This window comes from Lactococcus sp. AK05 (genome assembly GCF_041026685.1).
GTDB lineage: Bacteria > Bacillota > Bacilli > Lactobacillales > Streptococcaceae > Lactococcus > Lactococcus lactis.
In genome coordinates this window covers 773,207-791,157 of the sequence record NZ_JBFTEI010000001.1, presented here as the reverse complement: position 1 = coordinate 791,157, position 17,951 = coordinate 773,207, and the positions used below count along the sequence as shown (strand labels likewise).

Annotated in this window: 15 protein-coding genes; 3 read left to right on the top strand and 12 right to left on the bottom strand. The window is 35.5% G+C overall.

Annotated features, from left to right (window positions below; all coding sequences use genetic code 11):
* Positions 1-1,080: 1,080 nt before the first annotated feature.
* The 3 genes from xerS (AB6B24_RS03780) (at position 1,081) to xerS (AB6B24_RS03770) (ending at position 4,062) form a co-directional block, all read left to right on the top strand.
* Positions 1,081-2,136 carry a tyrosine recombinase XerS gene (gene xerS, locus AB6B24_RS03780; RefSeq protein ID WP_311803371.1) on the top strand — a complete coding sequence of 352 codons (1,056 nt, stop codon included), beginning with the start codon at positions 1,081-1,083 and terminating at the stop codon, positions 2,134-2,136.
* Between the two features lie 83 nt (positions 2,137-2,219).
* Positions 2,220-2,507 (top strand): hypothetical protein, encoded by a 288-nt coding sequence (locus tag AB6B24_RS03775; protein WP_058208181.1) that lies wholly within the window; start codon positions 2,220-2,222, stop codon positions 2,505-2,507.
* 484 nt (positions 2,508-2,991) lie between these two features.
* Positions 2,992-4,062: a tyrosine recombinase XerS gene (gene xerS / locus AB6B24_RS03770; protein ID WP_153241822.1), complete on the top strand. Its 1,071-nt coding sequence runs from the start codon at positions 2,992-2,994 to the stop codon at positions 4,060-4,062.
* 46 nt (positions 4,063-4,108) lie between these two features.
* Here xerS (AB6B24_RS03770) and trmFO read toward each other — a convergent pair whose 3' ends face one another.
* The 12 genes from trmFO to leuD form a co-directional block, all read right to left on the bottom strand.
* Positions 4,109-5,452, bottom strand: coding sequence for a methylenetetrahydrofolate--tRNA-(uracil(54)-C(5))-methyltransferase (FADH(2)-oxidizing) TrmFO (gene trmFO / locus AB6B24_RS03765; RefSeq protein WP_311803373.1), 1,344 nt, complete (start codon positions 5,450-5,452; stop codon positions 4,109-4,111).
* Between the two features lie 71 nt (positions 5,453-5,523).
* Entirely contained in the window at positions 5,524-7,656 is a 2,133-nt protein-coding gene (gene topA / locus AB6B24_RS03760; protein WP_003131148.1) for a type I DNA topoisomerase, read from the bottom strand.
* A 261-nt stretch (positions 7,657-7,917) separates the two neighbouring features.
* Positions 7,918-8,766 carry a DNA-processing protein DprA gene (dprA, locus tag AB6B24_RS03755; protein ID WP_012897825.1) on the bottom strand — a complete coding sequence of 283 codons (849 nt, stop codon included), beginning with the start codon at positions 8,764-8,766 and terminating at the stop codon, positions 7,918-7,920.
* 145 nt (positions 8,767-8,911) lie between these two features.
* Positions 8,912-9,292 carry a RidA family protein gene (locus tag AB6B24_RS03750; RefSeq protein WP_311803376.1) on the bottom strand — a complete coding sequence of 127 codons (381 nt, stop codon included), beginning with the start codon at positions 9,290-9,292 and terminating at the stop codon, positions 8,912-8,914.
* A 40-nt stretch (positions 9,293-9,332) separates the two neighbouring features.
* Positions 9,333-10,043 carry an acetolactate decarboxylase gene (gene budA / locus AB6B24_RS03745; RefSeq protein WP_003131140.1) on the bottom strand — a complete coding sequence of 237 codons (711 nt, stop codon included), beginning with the start codon at positions 10,041-10,043 and terminating at the stop codon, positions 9,333-9,335.
* A gap of 115 nt (positions 10,044-10,158) precedes the next feature.
* Positions 10,159-11,409 (bottom strand): threonine ammonia-lyase IlvA, encoded by a 1,251-nt coding sequence (gene ilvA / locus AB6B24_RS03740; protein WP_311803377.1) that lies wholly within the window; start codon positions 11,407-11,409, stop codon positions 10,159-10,161.
* 55 nt (positions 11,410-11,464) lie between these two features.
* Positions 11,465-12,487 (bottom strand): ketol-acid reductoisomerase, encoded by a 1,023-nt coding sequence (gene ilvC, locus AB6B24_RS03735; RefSeq protein ID WP_017864494.1) that lies wholly within the window; start codon positions 12,485-12,487, stop codon positions 11,465-11,467.
* A 45-nt stretch (positions 12,488-12,532) separates the two neighbouring features.
* Entirely contained in the window at positions 12,533-13,009 is a 477-nt protein-coding gene (gene ilvN / locus AB6B24_RS03730; RefSeq protein ID WP_010905839.1) for an acetolactate synthase small subunit, read from the bottom strand.
* A complete protein-coding gene (locus AB6B24_RS03725; protein WP_311803380.1) occupies positions 13,002-14,729 on the bottom strand; it encodes an acetolactate synthase large subunit in 1,728 nt (575 codons plus the stop codon). The genes ilvN and AB6B24_RS03725 overlap by 8 nt, the downstream gene beginning before the upstream one ends.
* Positions 14,730-14,739: 10 nt before the next feature.
* A complete protein-coding gene (gene ilvD / locus AB6B24_RS03720; RefSeq protein ID WP_311803382.1) occupies positions 14,740-16,452 on the bottom strand; it encodes a dihydroxy-acid dehydratase in 1,713 nt (570 codons plus the stop codon).
* 121 nt (positions 16,453-16,573) lie between these two features.
* Complete coding sequence (locus AB6B24_RS03715; protein WP_058203792.1) at positions 16,574-17,353, bottom strand: ABC transporter ATP-binding protein; 780 nt, start codon at positions 17,351-17,353, stop codon at positions 16,574-16,576.
* Positions 17,354-17,366: 13 nt separating this feature from the next.
* Positions 17,367-17,942: a 3-isopropylmalate dehydratase small subunit gene (leuD, locus tag AB6B24_RS03710; RefSeq protein WP_311803384.1), complete on the bottom strand. Its 576-nt coding sequence runs from the start codon at positions 17,940-17,942 to the stop codon at positions 17,367-17,369.
* Between the last annotated feature and the right edge of the window lie 9 nt (positions 17,943-17,951).

The following is a 17,951-nucleotide window of genomic DNA, read 5'->3' as shown; positions in this document are numbered from 1 at the left end:
TAACAATCAGGCACTTTTTTTATATTTAATTGAAATTCAGTCCTATAAATACTATAATTTCGGCTATTCAAATATAGGTGCCAAATTGTAATCAATAAAGCTTAATAATTTGCTGTTAGTTTTACAAAAAATTTTTAAATAATAAGATTCATATGAGTATTGACTAATATGTGAAGTATGGCTGATAATCTTAATAAGTTGCCATACCTTCTATTACTCAGCAAATCAACTGTTCGTATTATTAAAGAGAATATCACATTATCATTGTTGATTAAATTGATAGCACTTATAGCTGCATTTGGTGGAGTATTACCTATTTAGTTAGCTGTATTAAGCGATACAGGAATGGCAGTAATTGTTACATTAAATGCTTTACGCTTATTATCGAAGAAGGATGTTAAATAAAATATATAGTTTCATAGATAAAAAACACCATATGAGGTGTTTTTTATCTTAGGGTCAGTATTAGGGTCAGTATTAGGGTCAGTATTAGGGTCAGTATTAGGGTCAGTATTAGGGTCAGTATTAGGGTCAGTATTAGGGTCAGTATTAGGGTTAGTATTGGGGTTAGTATGAGAAAAATCAAACTTTTTCGGAAAGATATTTATCGTTTCAAAAAGTTCGTATCTGTTAAGTAATTTCTATCCATTTATACGATACTTGAGTCTCTTTCTGAAGTTTAAACACCGAAATACTGAAAACCCGTTTTTCGGTTGAAATAACCGTATTACTGAAAATCCGTATTTCGGTATCCGTAGAACGCCTTTTCCGTATTACGGATATTCCAGAAACTGGATTTATCGTATTACGGATTTACCAGATTCCGTTAAATCAGCCACTACAAATTACCCACTCTTAACAAACTAAATATAATAACAAAATAAATATCTTTTACCAAAAAAAACATTTGAATAGAGGAGGAGGAATATAAATAATAAAGGGGGGAAAATTAAAAAAAACAGTCTAAACAGAGACCCTTATCATAAAATTTTGATTTATAATAAAAATTGACAATACTTTAATATTTGACTACAATATATTCTAATTTGAAAAGAAAATGTTGAGGAATAATAAAAAGAGATGTCAGAAAATCATGGTTATCGTTATAATGTAAATAAACTCATGCTTGAGTTTCCCTACTACGTCAATGAGTTTATCCAGTCTAAGGACACCGTACCGCTGAGCATTGCCTCTATTTACTCTTACTGCTTAGAATTTAGAAAATACTTGAAATGGATGAATGCTAGTAATATAACTAACCATGATAACATCAATGAGATTACATTGAAAGAAATGGAAAATGTATCAAAACGGGAGCTAGAAGAGTTTGTTCTTCATGAACGTTTACGTTTAGAATCAAAATGCGGTTCTAACACACATACATCAGCATTAAATCGAACAATTGCTGCAATAAAGAGCCTATATAATTATCTTTGCGAACAAACCGAAGATAGTAATGGCAATACTTACATGACTAGAAATGTTAGCCGTTTAATTCATATCCGAAAAAAAAGCGAAACCTTGCATTACCGTGCGGCTCAACTTGAAGGGAAACTCTTTTTAGGCGATGAAACCAAAGCCTTTTTAGAATTTGTTGAACATGACTATGAAAAGTCTGTCAGTAATCGTGCAAGAACAAGTTTCAATAAAAATAAAGTCAGAGATTTAGCTATATTAAGTCTTTTTTTATCATCTGGAATACGTTGTGCGGAGCTTGTAGGGATCAATCTTAACGATTTAAACCTTGAAACTGGGAAAGTAAGTGTGATGCGAAAAGAAGGCAAGAATGATGTAGTGCCTATTGCTCATTTTTCGCATAAGTACATCACCGATTATTATAATGCAAGAAGTAGCTTGAATACTGATATAGAAGCTTTATTTATTACTGACTATAACCAAACAATCAGAAAAATTTCTAATGCATCGATCAATAAGCTAGTCGCAAAGTATTCAGAAGCCTATAAAGTCCGTGTAACACCTCATACTCTGAGGCATACTTTCGCAACAAGACTCTATAATGTCAGTCACTCTCAAGTCCTTGTCAGCAACCAACTAGGACATTCCTCAACCAAACCAACTGAGTTATATACCCATATTGTCAGTGCTGAAGCTAAAGATGCGTTGAGAAAGTTATGAAATTCACAAACTATCTAAAATTTATTTAACGTGTAATTTTTGATATAATCAGATTAACGTAATTAAATGACAGGGGAGTAACCATGAAAATCATTCAAGCCGTCCATATTAACGGAACTGACAAACATAAACGCTATTGGAAGGTACCAGACCACCTACAACCGATTAGACTACGTAAAGGCGACGAGGCGGCTGTTGAAACAAAAACTGGCCCACAGAGGGTTAAGATTGTTGCCGTAGTGACCTCAAAGGATGGATTTTTGTATTGGAAAAATGGAGATACCTGGCACAAATTTGAAGTTAAACAGGAAGTTTTAGCATTCTTTGACAGAAAAACAATGGAAGTCAAATACCCTCCAAAAGCTGATTAATCAGCATAACAGAGCATAACAAAAAAATCCTTGCACGCAAGAATAGTTTATGCTATAATTAAGGCAACTAAAAAAGGCCTGATAAAGTTAGCGCTTAATCAGACCTGCCGATTAAGAACCAATCCCGTTCAATCGACTTACTTAGTGATATTATAAATAAATATGCATAAAAAGTCAAGTCATAATGATGTAAAAGGGAGATTCTTAATCGGAATCTCCCTTTTTTGTGAGTAACTGAGTCTTTATGATAACTATTGTAAGTCTTATTTTATGGAAAAACAAAAAACTTCGGAAAAAACTATTTTGAAAGATAATTAAAACAAAAAGCAGGAGAGCAATGTGTTACAAAAACCTTATAATAGCAAGGTTTACGAAACCTTTTGAAAAGGTGTGACACAGAACTCCTATATGTTTTAAGTAACATCTTTCCGAAAAACTGTAATTTTCTTGACAATTGGGTATCTCTTCTGGTATACTTAAATCTATGAAACGTGAACAATTAATACAAAATATTGAAAAACTAAAACATATCATGCCTTCTTATGTTTTAGAATATTATCAATCTAAACTTACTATTCCTTATAGTTTGAATACACTTTATGAATATCTTAAAGAATATGAACGTTTCTTTAGTTGGTTGGTCGATTCTGGAGTTGCTGATGTTGATAAGATAACTGATGTTTCCCTCACTGTTTTAGAAAACTTAACTAAACGAGATTTGGAGTCATTCATCCTCTATCTTAGGGAGAGACCTCGTTTAAATACGCGTTCTACCCGTTATGGGGTAAGTCAAACAACAATTAATCGTACTCTATCTGCTCTTTCTAGTCTTTATAAATACCTTACTGAAGAGGTTGAAAATGAAGATGGTGAGCCTTACTTCTATCGCAATGTTATGAAGAAGGTACAGACTAAGAAAAAATCCGAAACTTTAGCTTCTCGTGCTGAGAATATTAAAGGGAAGCTTTTTTTGGGAGATGAAACTCAAGGTTTTCTTGACTATATTGATAATGAATACGAAAAAACATTATCAAATAGAGCTCGTTCTAGTTTTTTCAAAAATAAAGAACGTGATTTAGCAATTATTGCACTTATTTTAGCCTCTGGTATTCGTCTTTCTGAGGCAGTTAATGTAGATTTAAGAGATTTAAATCTTATTACTATGGTTGTTGAGGTGACTCGTAAAGGAGGAAAAAGGGATGCTGTTCCTTATGCTCCTTTTGCCAAAACTTATTTTGAAAGATACTTGGAAGTACGAAGTCAACGTTATAAGACCACAGCGAAAGATACGGCATTCTTTGTGACGCTTTATAGAGATGTTCCTAGCCGAATAGATCCTTCTAGTGTTGAAAAATTAGTTGCTAAATATTCTCAAGCTTTTAAAGTACGAGTGACCCCTCACAAACTTAGACATACACTTGCGACTCGACTTTATGCTCAAACAAATTCTCAAGTATTGGTGAGCAATCAGTTAGGGCATGCTTCAACTCAAGTTACAGACCTTTATACTCATATTATCAATGAAGAACAAAAAAATGCTCTAGATAATCTATAACAAATAAAAAAACACTTGGAATTTGAATCAAGTGTTTTTTTATTTGTTATAGATTATCTTTTGAAATAATGTCTGTTAAGCTATTTAATGCACGCTCTGCTACCTTAGTATAACGTTCTTTTTTATCACGAATTCGTGGGCCTTCTAATTCTTCAACAATTCCGAAGGTTACATTCATTGGTTGAAAATGTTTGCTGTCGGTATGGGTGATGTAGTAAGGTAAACTTCCAATTGCCGTTGTTTTTGGGAATATAACTACTTCTTCGTCATTAAAGAGTTTAACAGCATTAATCCCAGCAACTAAACCAGAAGCAGCTGATTCTACATAGCCCTCTACTCCTGTCATTTGTCCTGCAAAGAACAGATTCTCTTGTTTGCGAGATTGGAAGGTTTGTTTAAGAAGATTTGGAGAATCCATGTAAGAATTACGATGCATGACTCCATAACGAACGAATTCAGCATTTTCAAGACCTGGAATCATTTGGAAAACTCGTTTTTGTTCTCCCCATTTTAAATGAGTTTGAAATCCTACGATATTGTACAAAGATGCGGAAGCATTATCTTGGCGAAGTTGAACAACTGCATAGGGAGTCTTAAAATCACCGTCTCTGGGTCCTTTATAATCTTCAGGATATTCCAATCCAACAGGTTTCATCGGGCCAAATAGCATCGTTTTATAACCACGTTTGGCCATTTCTTCAATAGGCATACAACCTTCAAAGACTTTTAAATCTTCAAAAGAGTTTAAAGGAGCTTCTTCAGCAGAAATTAAAGCTTCTTGAAAGGCTTGAAATTCTTCCTTGGTCATTGGACAGTTGATATAGTCAGCCTCACCTTTATCATATCGAGATTTTTTATAGACTTTATCAAAATTAATCGAGTTGGCGTCAATAATTGGTGCTGCTGCATCATAAAAATAAAAGCCATCCGCACCGTTAAATTCATGAATTTTTTCTGCTAATTTATCTGAAGTTAGAGGTCCAGTAGCAATAATTGTAATTTCATCTTCTGGAAGATCAATAATTTCTTCACGAATTACTTCAACCAATGGATGGTTAGAAACTTCTCTTGTGACAAAATCAGAGAAACCTTCTCTATCAACAGCTAAGGCTCCTCCAGCAGGTACTTGAGTCACTTCCGCTGCCTTGATAATTACAGAATCAAGTCTTCTCATTTCTTCTTTTAAGAGACCAACCGCGTTAGTGATTGCAGCTCCACGAAGAGAATTTGAACAGACTAGTTCAGCAAATTTATCTGTTTTGTGTTGAGGGGTTTGTTTAACGCCTCGCATTTCGTATAGTTTAACGGGAATGCCACGCTTAGCAATTTGATAAGCAGCTTCAGAACCAGCAAGTCCCGCTCCAATAACGTTAATATGTGTTTTTTTCATAGTCCCAATTATATCTAAATTTAGTAAATTTTTCCATTGATTAATATAATAAAAAAGCGCGGAAGCGCCTTTTATTTTTGTTTTTCTTCTTGATAATCACATTCATCATTTGAACATACCACTTGTTTACCGCCACCACGAACTTTCTTTTCAACAAGAAAATGTCCAGATTTAGGACAATCACGTCCGATAGGTTTGTCCCAACTTGTGAATTCACAGTCTGGGTAACGATCACAACCATAGAAAATTCTATTTTTCTTTGTTTTGCGTTCAATAATATTTCCTTCATGGCAAAGTGGACATTTTACGCCTATTTCTTTGACAATTGCTTTGGTGTTTCGGCAATCTGGGAAGTTGCTACAAGCGTAAAATTTTCCAAAACGTCCCAACTTAATTACCATCGGACTTCCACAAACATCACAGTCAAAGCCAGCAGGTTCATCCTTGATTTGAATTTTTTCCATACCCTCTTCGGCATTTTCAAGTTCTTTTGCAAAGGGTTTGTAAAATTGGTCAACAACCTCAATCCATTGACGTTTTCCTTCTTCAACTTCATCAAGATCTTTTTCCATTTCAGCTGTAAATTCAGTGTTTACAATGTTAGGGAAGAACTCAACAATAAGCTTATTGACAATTTCTCCAAGCTCTGTAGGTTCAAAACGTTTTGCTGACAATCTCACATAATAACGTTTTTGAATTGTTTCTAGTGTAGGGGCATAAGTTGAGGGACGTCCCACTCCATTTTCTTCCAATGTCTTGATGAGTGTTGCTTCGGAATATCTAGCTGGTGGTTGAGTGAAATGTTGTTCTGGTTTAACATTCGCTTTTTTGACAGTTTCATTTTCTTCCATCTCTGGGAGCATATTTGATTTATCAGAATCATTGTAGATTCGCAGATAACCGTCAAATTTCACTTGTGAACCATTGGCAATAAAGATAACACCATTTTGAGACAGATTTACTTTAACAGTATCAAAAATAGCTGCGACCATTTGACTGGCAACGAAACGATTCCAGATGAGTGTGTAAAGTTTTAATTGATCTTTGTCTAGATATTTAGCAATAGCGTCTGGAGTGTTAAAAACATTTGAAGGACGAATTGCTTCGTGGGCATCTTGAGCTCCAGAGGCATTTTTAACTTTTGAACCGTGTTTACTATATTTTTCTCCAAATTGATCAGCAATATAATTGTGAGCTGCACTTTGTGCGACAGGAGAAATACGTGTTGAGTCTGTACGCATATAGGTAATTAAACCTTGATGCCCCTGGCTTCCTAACGTAAGACCTTCATAGAGTTGTTGAGCAACCATCATTGTTTTACGGGTACGAAAGTTAAGTTTATTAGCCGCGTCTTGTTGCATTGAGCTAGTTGTATAAGGAAGAGGAGCGTTTCTGCGACGTTCTTTCTTTTCAACTTTATCTACGTTAAAATCAGGACCGTCTAAACGTTCCATGACTTTGATGACATCTTCATTGGTTTTTAAAGGATGTTTTTTTCCGTCAATTCCCCAGAAGGACGCTTTGAATTTTTTAGTTCCTTTTTTAAATTCACCATCAATTGACCAATACTCTTCTGGAATAAAAGCATTAATTTCATTCTCGCGGTCAACAATTAGTTTTAAGGCAATAGATTGAACTCGACCTGCTGAGAGTCCTTTTTTGACTTTTTTCCATAGAATAGGACTAATTGAATAACCCACCAAACGGTCAAGAACTCGGCGTGCTTGTTGGGCATCAACTAGGTCCACATCAATTTGACGAGGTTCCTTAAAGGCATTTTTAACAGCATCTTTAGTGATTTCATTAAAGACCACTCGATTTTTTTCTTCAAGTGGAAGATTTAAGATATGTGCTAAGTGCCAAGAAATTGCTTCACCTTCACGGTCCGGGTCACTTGCGAGATAGACGGCTTTGGCAGCCTTTGCTTCTTTTTTGAGAGAGTTGATTAATGGGGCTTTCCCACGAATATTAATATATTGAGGTTCATAGTCATTCTCTATATCAACAGACATGGTTGATTTTTTCAAATCACGAATATGACCTACTGAAGCCACAACTTTGTAGTTTCGACCTAAATATTTTTCAATTGTTTTAGCTTTTGCTGGCGATTCTACAATAACCAGATTTTTACCTGGAGTGACTCTTTTTCGTGTTGTTTTTTTCTTTGTAGTTGTTTTTGTTTTACTTTTAGTTGAAGTTGGCATAATTTTTCCTATTTATTCTTTTTGGTATCCACTATCTTTTAGTTATTGTATCTTAATTCATAGAGGTATATATCGAATGTGGAAGTAAAATAATAGTTTAAGAGGTGTTAATGCTCTTATTTACATTAAATTCACTCTCTCATAATAAATGCTTTTCTTCAATATGTCAAGTTATTTAGTTTTCTTATAGTAGAACTTGATATTTTTTTGTACTATAAAAACCGACTTAAGTCTTGTGGTGCAAGGTGATAAAGGGTTTTTTTAATCATACAAATATTCTTCTAAGATATCTTGGGCTTGATAGATTAATTTTGCTCCTTGTTGAATTAGATGATTACAGCCATCTGAAAATCCATCTGCTATGTTTCCTGGTACAGCGAAAATATCTCTTCCTTCTTCCAGAGCGCGCTCGCAAGTAATTAAACTACCGCTTCGTAACTTTGCTTCTATCACTACTACACCATGTGAAAGTCCCGCAATGATACGATTGCGTTCAGGAAAATGATAGCGAAGTGGTTTTTCTCCGACTGAATATTCTGATAGAATTAGTTGGTTTTTAGCAAGATATTCTTGAATTTTTCGATTTTCTAAAGGATAAAAGATATCTAAGCCTGTACCGATAACTGCAATTGTAGGGATTTTATTTTTAATGGCAGAAAGATGACTTGCTGTATCAATTCCTTTAGCTAGTCCGCTGACAATCGTAAAATTTTGGTTCAACTCTGTCACAATTTTTTGAACGGCTTTAATTCCTTGTGAGCTTGCTTGTCGACTACCAACAAAAGCTAATTTAGGAGTTTTTAAGAGTCTTATATCTCCTTGATAAAATAATAGAACCGGTGGATTGTAAATTTCCTTGAGCCTTTCGGGATAAATTTCATCAAGAAGAGAAAATGAAGGGTATATTTTATACTCTTCTCTCAGTTTACTTACATCTTGATTTTTATATTGTTCAATAAAGTTGGGAATTGATTTAAGTTGTGCTACTTGTCCCATTTGTCTTAAACTTATTTTTTTATCATATCTATGAAAAAATTTTAAAAGTTTATTTACTCCTAAATTGGTCATGCCAGCTTTTTTCCAACGATATAAATCAAAATTTGTTATCATAATTCCTCCATTTTTTACTGACAGCTTTGTCAGCAATTTTAAAATTGGCTTATAATTTTCTATACGTAAAAAAGACTGACTTGTAACCAAAAAAATTACTGACAGAAATTTTGTCAGTAATTTTTATAGCTAATATGTTTTAATTTTAGGATTTAACTTCTGCAATGACTTCTATTTCAATAAGAACACTTTTAGGTAATCCTGCGACTCCAACAGCGGAACGCGCTGGGAATTCCTTATCAAAAAACTTTGAATAAATTGCATTAAACCGTGAAAAATCTTCAATATTTTTCAAGAAACATGTTGTTTTGATGACTAAGTCAAAATCAGAATGTGCTTCTTTCAAAATAGCAGAAATATTTTTCATCACCTGTTCGGTTTGAATCTCAATGCTATCTCCAACAATCTCTCCATTCAATGGATTCAACGGAATTTGGCCTGATGCATAGAGTAAACCATTGACAATTTTGCCTTGAACATAAGGACCAATAGCGGCTGGTGCATCTGATGTTGCAATAATTTTCATAGATTTCTCCTTTAATATAGCTAAAGAAATCTAGTGATTATCATTCAGCTACATCGATATCTTTTTTTAGTGCTTCAATATCAAGGTCAGCAAACAAGAATTTGCGATCTTGAACGGGGAATGATTGGTTCAATTGGTCAATTGCGCCAATTTCAACAGTACCATTATCAATAATAAAATCAAGGACATGTCCACCAAAAGTAAAATCTTCACTAATAAAATGGAGATGATAACCAGCAACACTCACACCATGAAACATTTCTGGAGTCCAAATCCCAACAATTGTTCCTTTGACGTTTTCTTCAGTGTATTCGGGTTGATTTTGTGAAACTTCTACAAATCTTGTCCCTGATTTTGCCCGTGGAATCATACGAACGTGCATTTTTGGAAACTCACCAGTTATTTTGATTGAGCGAAATAAGTTTTGCCCGTCAAAATAGCTTTCAATTCGGTCTTCTAATTCCTTATCACTGGCCGTGAATTTCTGTTTAAAAACTACCTCTGCCTGATGGGGAACAACTGCAGCATAAGGAACTTTGATGTCATCAGTTAATTCGACGATAGTTTTATCACCTTTAGCTTGGTAGGCTTTGCCGTCCAAAACAATCAATTCTCCATCAACAGAATCTAAAGTTCCAATTCCTAAATCACCATGTTTCAGAAGTTCACCAATTGTCATTGTCCCCTCGTAAAGGCCTGCCATTAAAGCTCCAAGGGTATTATATTGAAAAAGTTGTGTGATTTCTGTCATGATATTTCTCTTTTCTATCTCATTAAATTTAAATAATTTATTAATTAAATTATATCAAATTTCTAGTGATTTAAAGAGAATTGAAACTAGAAAATGGCTTAAACCAATTGGTTAGTTAGACCAAAAGTTCGTATAAACTATCATTTCCATGTAAGTTAACATAACGATTATCAAATCTTTCAATCCGATCAATCAATGAATCATAATCACTAGCATCTGAAAGTAAAATTCCAACAAGACAAGGCCCTTTACCTTTATCAGCCCTTTTGATGTACTCAAATCGGGTAATATCATCATTTGGCCCTAAAATATCACTGACAAAAGTTCGTAAGGCTCCTGGTCTTTGAGGAAAGTTAATGACAAAATAATGTTTTAGACCTTCATAAACCAAAGCTCTTTCTTCAATTTCTTGCATTCGACTAATATCATTATTTCCGCCGCTGATGATACAGACAATATTTTTACCCTTGATTTCATCTTTAATAAGTTCAAGTGCGGCGACAGATGTTGCACCTGCTGGCTCGGCGACAACTCCTAATTTTGAATACAATTCGAGTATGGTTTGAGAAATTAAACCTTCATCAACCGCAAGCAATTGTTTCACTTTGTCGTTAATAATTTGGTAAGTTTTCTGACCGACAGTCGCAACCGCAATTCCGTCAGCAAATTTATCGATGTGTTCCAAGGTGACGGGCTGACCAGCAGAGTAGGCAGCTTTCATACTTGTTGCTCCTTTTGCTTCAACTCCTATAATTTCAGTCTTTGGATAACGTTCCTTACTGTAGGCGGTAATTCCTGCAATTAAACCCCCTCCACCAATCTGTACAAAAATCTTATCTAAACTTATTCCTTGTTTTTTAGCTTGCGCAAAAATTTCTAAAGCCACTGTCCCTTGACCAGCAATTACATTTTCATCATCAAAAGGGTCTATAAATGGTTTGTCATTATCTTGAGAAAATGCTTTTGCTGCCCTGGCTGATTCATCAAAAGTATCACCAATTAAACGAATTGTTACATGTCTTTCGCCAAAAAATTTAACTTGTGAAATTTTTTGATTAGGTGTAGTAACGGGCATGAAAATTGTCGCAGAAATATTTAATTGATTTGCAGCAAAAGCAACTCCTTGTGCATGATTTCCTGCGGAGGCACAAACCACTCCTTTAGAGCGTTGCTCATCAGATAATTTACTGATAGAATAATAAGCTCCTCGTAATTTAAAAGAACGAACTTTCTGTAAGTTTTCTTCTTTTAAGTAAATATTTGCTTGATATTTATTGGAAAGGTAAGGGTCTAATTGTAAAGGTGTTTTAGTGACAACTGCTTTTAACAAGTCATAGGCATCTTCAACCTCTTTGGCACTTATCATTTATGTCATTCCTCCATAAAATGCTTTTATGTTTTTGTTCAATCAATAAGAGAAATTACTGATAGATTTTAAAGGCATCGTCATCACCAGATTGTGTGAATGGCATTGCTTTACGTAGTTCTGCCCCAATTTTTTCAATTTCAAGATTTTTAGCCGCTTCGCGATAGGCTGTTAATTTTGGACGCCCCGCTTTGAAGTCATCAACGAAATCTTGAGCAAATTTTCCAGACTGAATATCAGCCAAAACAAGCTTCATATTCTTTTTAACTTCGTCAGTAATAATCCGTGGACCAGTCACATAATCGCCAAACTCAGCAGTATTTGAGATGGATTGACGCATTTTAGTAAACCCACCTTCATACATGAGGTCAACAATCAATTTCATTTCGTGCAAAACTTCAAAGTAAGCCAATTCGCCAGCGTATCCAGCTTCTGTCAGTGTTTCAAAACCGGCTTCAACAAGTGCTGTCAAACCTCCACATAGAACAGCTTGTTCTCCAAACAAATCTTCTTCTGTTTCTTCTTTAAAGGTTGTTTCAATAATTCCCACTCGAGCACAACCAATTCCTTTGGCCCAATCCATTGCGATTTCACGCGCATGACCACTTGCATTTTGGTGTGAAACAAACAAAGCTGGTGTACCAAAACCTTCAGTATAAGTCCGACGGACAAGGTGACCTGGAGCCTTAGGTGCAACCATAAAGACGTCAACGTCTTCTGGTACTTTAATATAGCCAAAATGGATATTAAATCCGTGAGCAAAACCAAGTGCTGAACCTGCTTTCAAGTTTGGTTTGATGTCCTCTTCATAAATGGATTGTTGAAGTTCATCTGGCGCCAAAACCATAATAACATCAGCTTTAGCTACTGCTTCTCCTACTTCAAATGTTTCAAAGCCATCTTCTTTTGCTTTATCAAAAGATTTTCCGTGGCGCACACCAATGATAACGTTGTGACCAGAATCACGCAAATTCTGTGCGTGAGCATGTCCTTGTGAACCATAACCGATTACTGCAATTTGCTTTCCAGCAAGTGCTGATACTTCTACATCATCTTCATAATACATTGTAACTGCCATTTTTGTTTCCTCTATTTTTCTATTTATTTATTAACTTATTTAAATTTAGCCACGCTCGAAGCCTGCACTACCTGTCCGAGCCATATTTAGAATGCCGTAAGGGCTAACAACATCAATAAGTGCTTCGATTTTTGCTGAATCGCCCGTTAATTGAATGGTGACATTTTCCAGATTGACATCAACTACATTTACTCTAAAAGGCTCAATCATTGTAAAAATTTCTGCCCTAATGGTCGGTGGAGCTGATACTTTAATCAAGACGACTTCACGTTCTACATGAGGCAAATCTGTAATATCAGCTACTTCAATCACGTCGATTAAGCGATTTAATTGTTTAATGATTTGTTCTACTTCATCAAGATGATCAACTTCAATAACAAAAGTGGTATGAGTTAAGTCTTGACTTTCAGTAACTCCAGCGGTAATTGAAAGAATATTCACTTGCCTTCGATTGAGAACGGCGGTAAATCGATTCATAATTCCTGTTACATTATGAAGTTTTGCGATAATCATTCTACGCATTATCTACCTCCTCATTCTCATCAGTAAAACAAAGACCAATCATTTCGTCATTGTGTAATCCAGCTGGTATCATTGGTAAAACATGTTCAGATTTTGAAATTAGAACTTCAATAAGCATTGGCTCATCTTCAGTAATAATCTTTAAATCTTCAGCCAAAGTTTTTGGATTATCTAACTTAACATGTTTGATGCCATAAGCTTCGGCTAACAATTGAAAATTGGGTTCAACATCAAAAACGGATTGTGAACGTCGCTCTTGGTAGAATGATTCTTGCCATTGACGTACCATTCCCAATGAATGATTATTGATCAGAACAACTTTGATTGCAATACCGTAGCCATTAAGTAATGCTAATTCTTGATTAGTCATTTGAAAGCCACCATCGCCAACAAAAACAATGACATTTTTATTTGGTTGTGCCAGCTTTGCACCGATTGCTGCAGGAATGCCAAAGCCCATCGTTCCCATTCCCCCGGAAGTAATCAGTTGCCTTGCATTTTTATAAGGATAATATTGCGCCACCCACATTTGATGTTGGCCGACATCGGTCACAATAATTGCATCTCCTTGGGTGTATTCTCCAATTAATTTAATTGTTTCCTGTGGGCGGATATCATGGTTTTGTGGCTCATAAGTAAATGGTGCTTTCTCTTTATTTTCAATGACAGTTTTAATCCAATCATTAAAATCAGTCTTGACCTTATTTAATTGCAAAAGTCTGCTTAAAGCCACTTTCAAATCAGAAAGGATTGGAATATCGGTTTTTACAATTTTGCCAAGTTCAGCAGCGTCAATATCAATATGAGCAACGACAGCATTTTTAGCAAATTTTGCAGGATTGGATACAACTCTATCGTCAAAACGTGATCCCAAATTAATAATATAGTCAGCCTCAACTAAAGCCATATTTGCAGCGTATGAACCGTGCATTCCTGCCATTCCTAGTTGCAATTCGTGGCTGATTGGTAATGTTCCTAAGCCAAGTAATGTAGAGACGACTGGAATTTGATATTTTTCGACAAATGCTCTGAAGATATCAACTGAGCCAGAATAATTAATTCCTCCGCCAGCAATAATGACTGGTTTTTTACTGACAGAAAGTTCTGTCAGTAATTCTTGCAATTGTTTATCAGTCGCTCTTTCACTTTCATGATAATGAGGAAGATTCAAGCTTGGGTCATTAATTTCAGTGGCTTCAAGGGTGGAAACATCTTTTGGTAAATCAATTTCTACTGGTCCAGGACGTCCTGTCCTTGCCAAATAATAGGCTTCTGTAACAATTCTTGGAATATCTGCGGTTTCCCTAATTTGATAATTATATTTTGTAATTGGGGCTGTAATTCCAACAGTATCTGCTTCTTGAAAAGCATCTTTACCAATTGACTGACGTCCAACTTGACCTGTGAAAACTAACAATGGGACTGAATCAAGATAAGCGTCAGCAATTCCGGTTACTGCATTAGTCGCTCCTGGTCCAGACGTAACAACGACGACACCAACTTTACCAGACGATTTAGCGTAACCTTCGGCTTCATGCGTTGCTCCTTGCTCATGACGGGCTAAAATATGTTGAATTCCTTCAAAATTATGAATCGCATCATACAAGGGAAGCATGGCCCCACCAGGATAACCAAAAATAATTTCTACTCCAAGTTCTTTTAAGGTTTGGAGAACAAGTTGGGAACCGGAAGTAGGTTTTTCTAACTTTATTTTTTTCATTCAAGCCTTTCTATAAATCTGTAACGCAACCTTCACTAGCGGGGCGTGTAAGTTTGGCAAATTTTGCAAGGACACCACGCGTTGCTTTAGGGGCTGGTTTTTGATAATTGGCACGTCGTTTAGCAATTTCTTCATCAGAAACTTTTAAACTAATACTATTATTCACTGCATCAATTTCGATAATATCATCATCTTCAACTAAACCAATCAACCCACCTTCAACTGCTTCAGGAACGATATGCCCCACAACAAAGCCGTGTGTGCCACCAGAAAATCTTCCGTCAGTAATTAGGGCACAAGATTTTCCAAGTCCTGCTCCAATTAATGCTGAAGTTGGTTTTAACATCTCTGGCATTCCCGGACCTCCGACTGGGCCAATATTTCTAATGACCGCAACATCACCGGCATGCAATCGGCCAGACTCAATTCCATCGATAAAGTGTTGTTCTCCGTCAAAAACACGAGCAGTTCCTTTGAAAAATTCGCCTTCTTTACCAGAAATTTTTGCAACAGAACCCCCTTGGGCAAGATTACCGTACAAAATTTGTAAATGTCCAGTAGCTTTAATTGGATTTTTTAGTGGTCGCATAATATCTTGACTGTCAAAGTCCAAATCTAATGCTGTTTCAACATTTTCAGCCAAAGTTTTACCTGTGACGGTCAAACAATCACCATGAAGTTTGCCTTCTTTAAGTAGGTATTTCAAAACAGCGGGTAGGCCACCAATCTTGTGCAAATCTTCCATCATATATTTTCCGCTCGGTTTGAAATCGCCAAGAACAGGGGTAATATCTGAAATTCGTTGGAAATCATCTTGCGTAATTTCTACACCTATAGCATTTGCCATTGCAATGATATGAAGCACAGCATTGGTTGAGCCTCCAAGGACCATGACAATTGTTATGGCATTTTCAAAAGCTTCTTTGGTCATGATATCACTTGGTTTAATATCTTTTTCTAATAAATTTTTGATGGCTAAACCAATTTCATCACACTCTTCTTGTTTTTCTTGACTGACTGCTGGATTGGAAGAGGAATAAGGTAAACTCATTCCTAAAGTTTCAATAGCGGCAGCCAGGGTATTGGCAGTGTACATTCCTCCGCAAGCACCTTGTCCTGGAATGGCATTACAAATGACGCCATGATAATCTTCATCAGAAATAATTCCAGTGATTTTTTGTCCCAGAGCTTCAAAGGCCGAAACAATATTTAATTTTTCACCTTTATATTCACCATGTTCAATCGTTCCACCATAGACCATAATTGACGGACGATTTAAGCGAGCCATTCCGATAATTGACCCTGGCATATTTTTATCACAACCAGGAATGGCAACGATGGCATCATAATATTCTGCGCCAGCGTTGGTTTCGATGCTGTCAGCAATCACTTCACGACTGACCAAAGAATATCTCATGCCAAGCTTTCCGTTGGCAATTCCATCAGAAACTCCAATTGTATGAAATTGAAGTCCAATCAATCCGTCCGTTTGGTTGACAGAACTTTTGATTTTACTCCCAAGTGTTCCCAAGTGCATATTACATGGATTTCCGTCCCAATCCATGCTGACGATTCCGACCTGAGCTTTTTTGAAGTCCTCATCTTTAAAACCAATGCCGTAGTACATCGCTTGAGTCGCTGGCTGTGTTGGATCTTGAGTCAATGTCTTAGAATATTTATTAAGTTCCACTGATTCAACTTTTCCGTTATATTTGAATTCCATATGTTATCTTTTTGACCTCCCCGTAAATTTACATAGAGCTATTTTATCACTAAAAAAATGAAAATACAATAATTTGTCAGAATATTCTATATAGTCTATAAAATACTTTTGCTTTCCTTTCTCAGTTAGCAGGAATTACAAAATATTTCTGCTCAAAACGGTGAACTTCTACTTTTTCTTGATAAAAATCAGTAAGTATCTTTTCATTTAATAAGTTTTCTTTTTTCCCTGATTGAACCACTTTTCCTTCTCTTAAAAGTAAAAGGTGAGTAAAAATATCAGTGATTTCATCGGGATGATGAGAAATATAAATGAGTGTTGGTGCGGTTTTTAATTGATTAATCTGCTGCAGTTGCTTTAATAATTTTTCTTTAGCAAATAAATCTAAACCGTTCGTTGCTTCGTCCAAAATTAAAAGCTCAGGCTTTAAAATTAAGCTCCTAGCAATAAGAAGAACTTGCTTTTCCCCTTGAGAAAGGCTGGCATAATTTCGGCCAATAAGTGATTTTGCGCCCATTTGTCTTAAAAGCTGACGTGCCTCATCAAGTTCCTGATCTGTGTAAGGTTTATAGAGCATGCTCGAATTAAATTTCCCAGTATAAACAAGGTTTTCAGCCTTAATATTTGGTTGAAATCTTTCAGCAATAAATGAGCCAACTACGCTGATTCTTTTTCTCAACTTTGGAATCTCTCCATTTCCAAATTGAGTATTTAAAACAGTGATTTCGCCAGAAGTTTTCCATTCTTCTGCTAAAATCAATTTCAAAAGACTTGATTTTCCAGAGCCGTTGAGGCCCAGAATAACCCAATTTTCGCCGGGATTTACTTTCCAAGTAATATCTTTAAGAATTTCTTTTTTATTTCGAGTAAGATTTACATTCTTTAAATTAATAATTGTCATTTTAGGCTCGCTCTTATTGATTTTTTTGTTCGTAAGCTGAGATTGCTTCTTCATATTGCAAAGTTATTCCAATATCATCTAAGCCATTAATTAATTTGTCTTTCCAAATGGGGTCAATCTCAAAATGAAAGTCACCAAGGCTTGTGATGATTAGCTGACGGGGTAAATCAATTGTAATTTCTTCTTGACTTGACAGTTTTGTCAGTTGATTTAGAACTTCTCTTGGTTGTTTAATTGGCAACAGGCCATTTTTTAAAGCATTATTATAAAAAATATCTGAGTAAGAGCCAGCAATAATTGCCCGAAATCCGTAATCTGATAAGGCCCACGCCGCATGTTCTCTTGAAGAACCCGAACCAAAATTATCTCCTGAAATTAACACAGAAGCTTTTTTGTATTTTGGAGCATTCAAAATAAAATCAGGATTCTCATCGTAATCTTTGAGATAACGCCATTCATAAAATAAATTTTTCCCAAAGCCCTTTTTGTCGATTGCTTTCAAAAATTGTTTAGGAATAATTTGGTCTGTGTCAATATTATCGTTCATGACTGGAACACTTGTCCCTTTGTAAATCGTGAATTTTTCCATCTTTTTTTT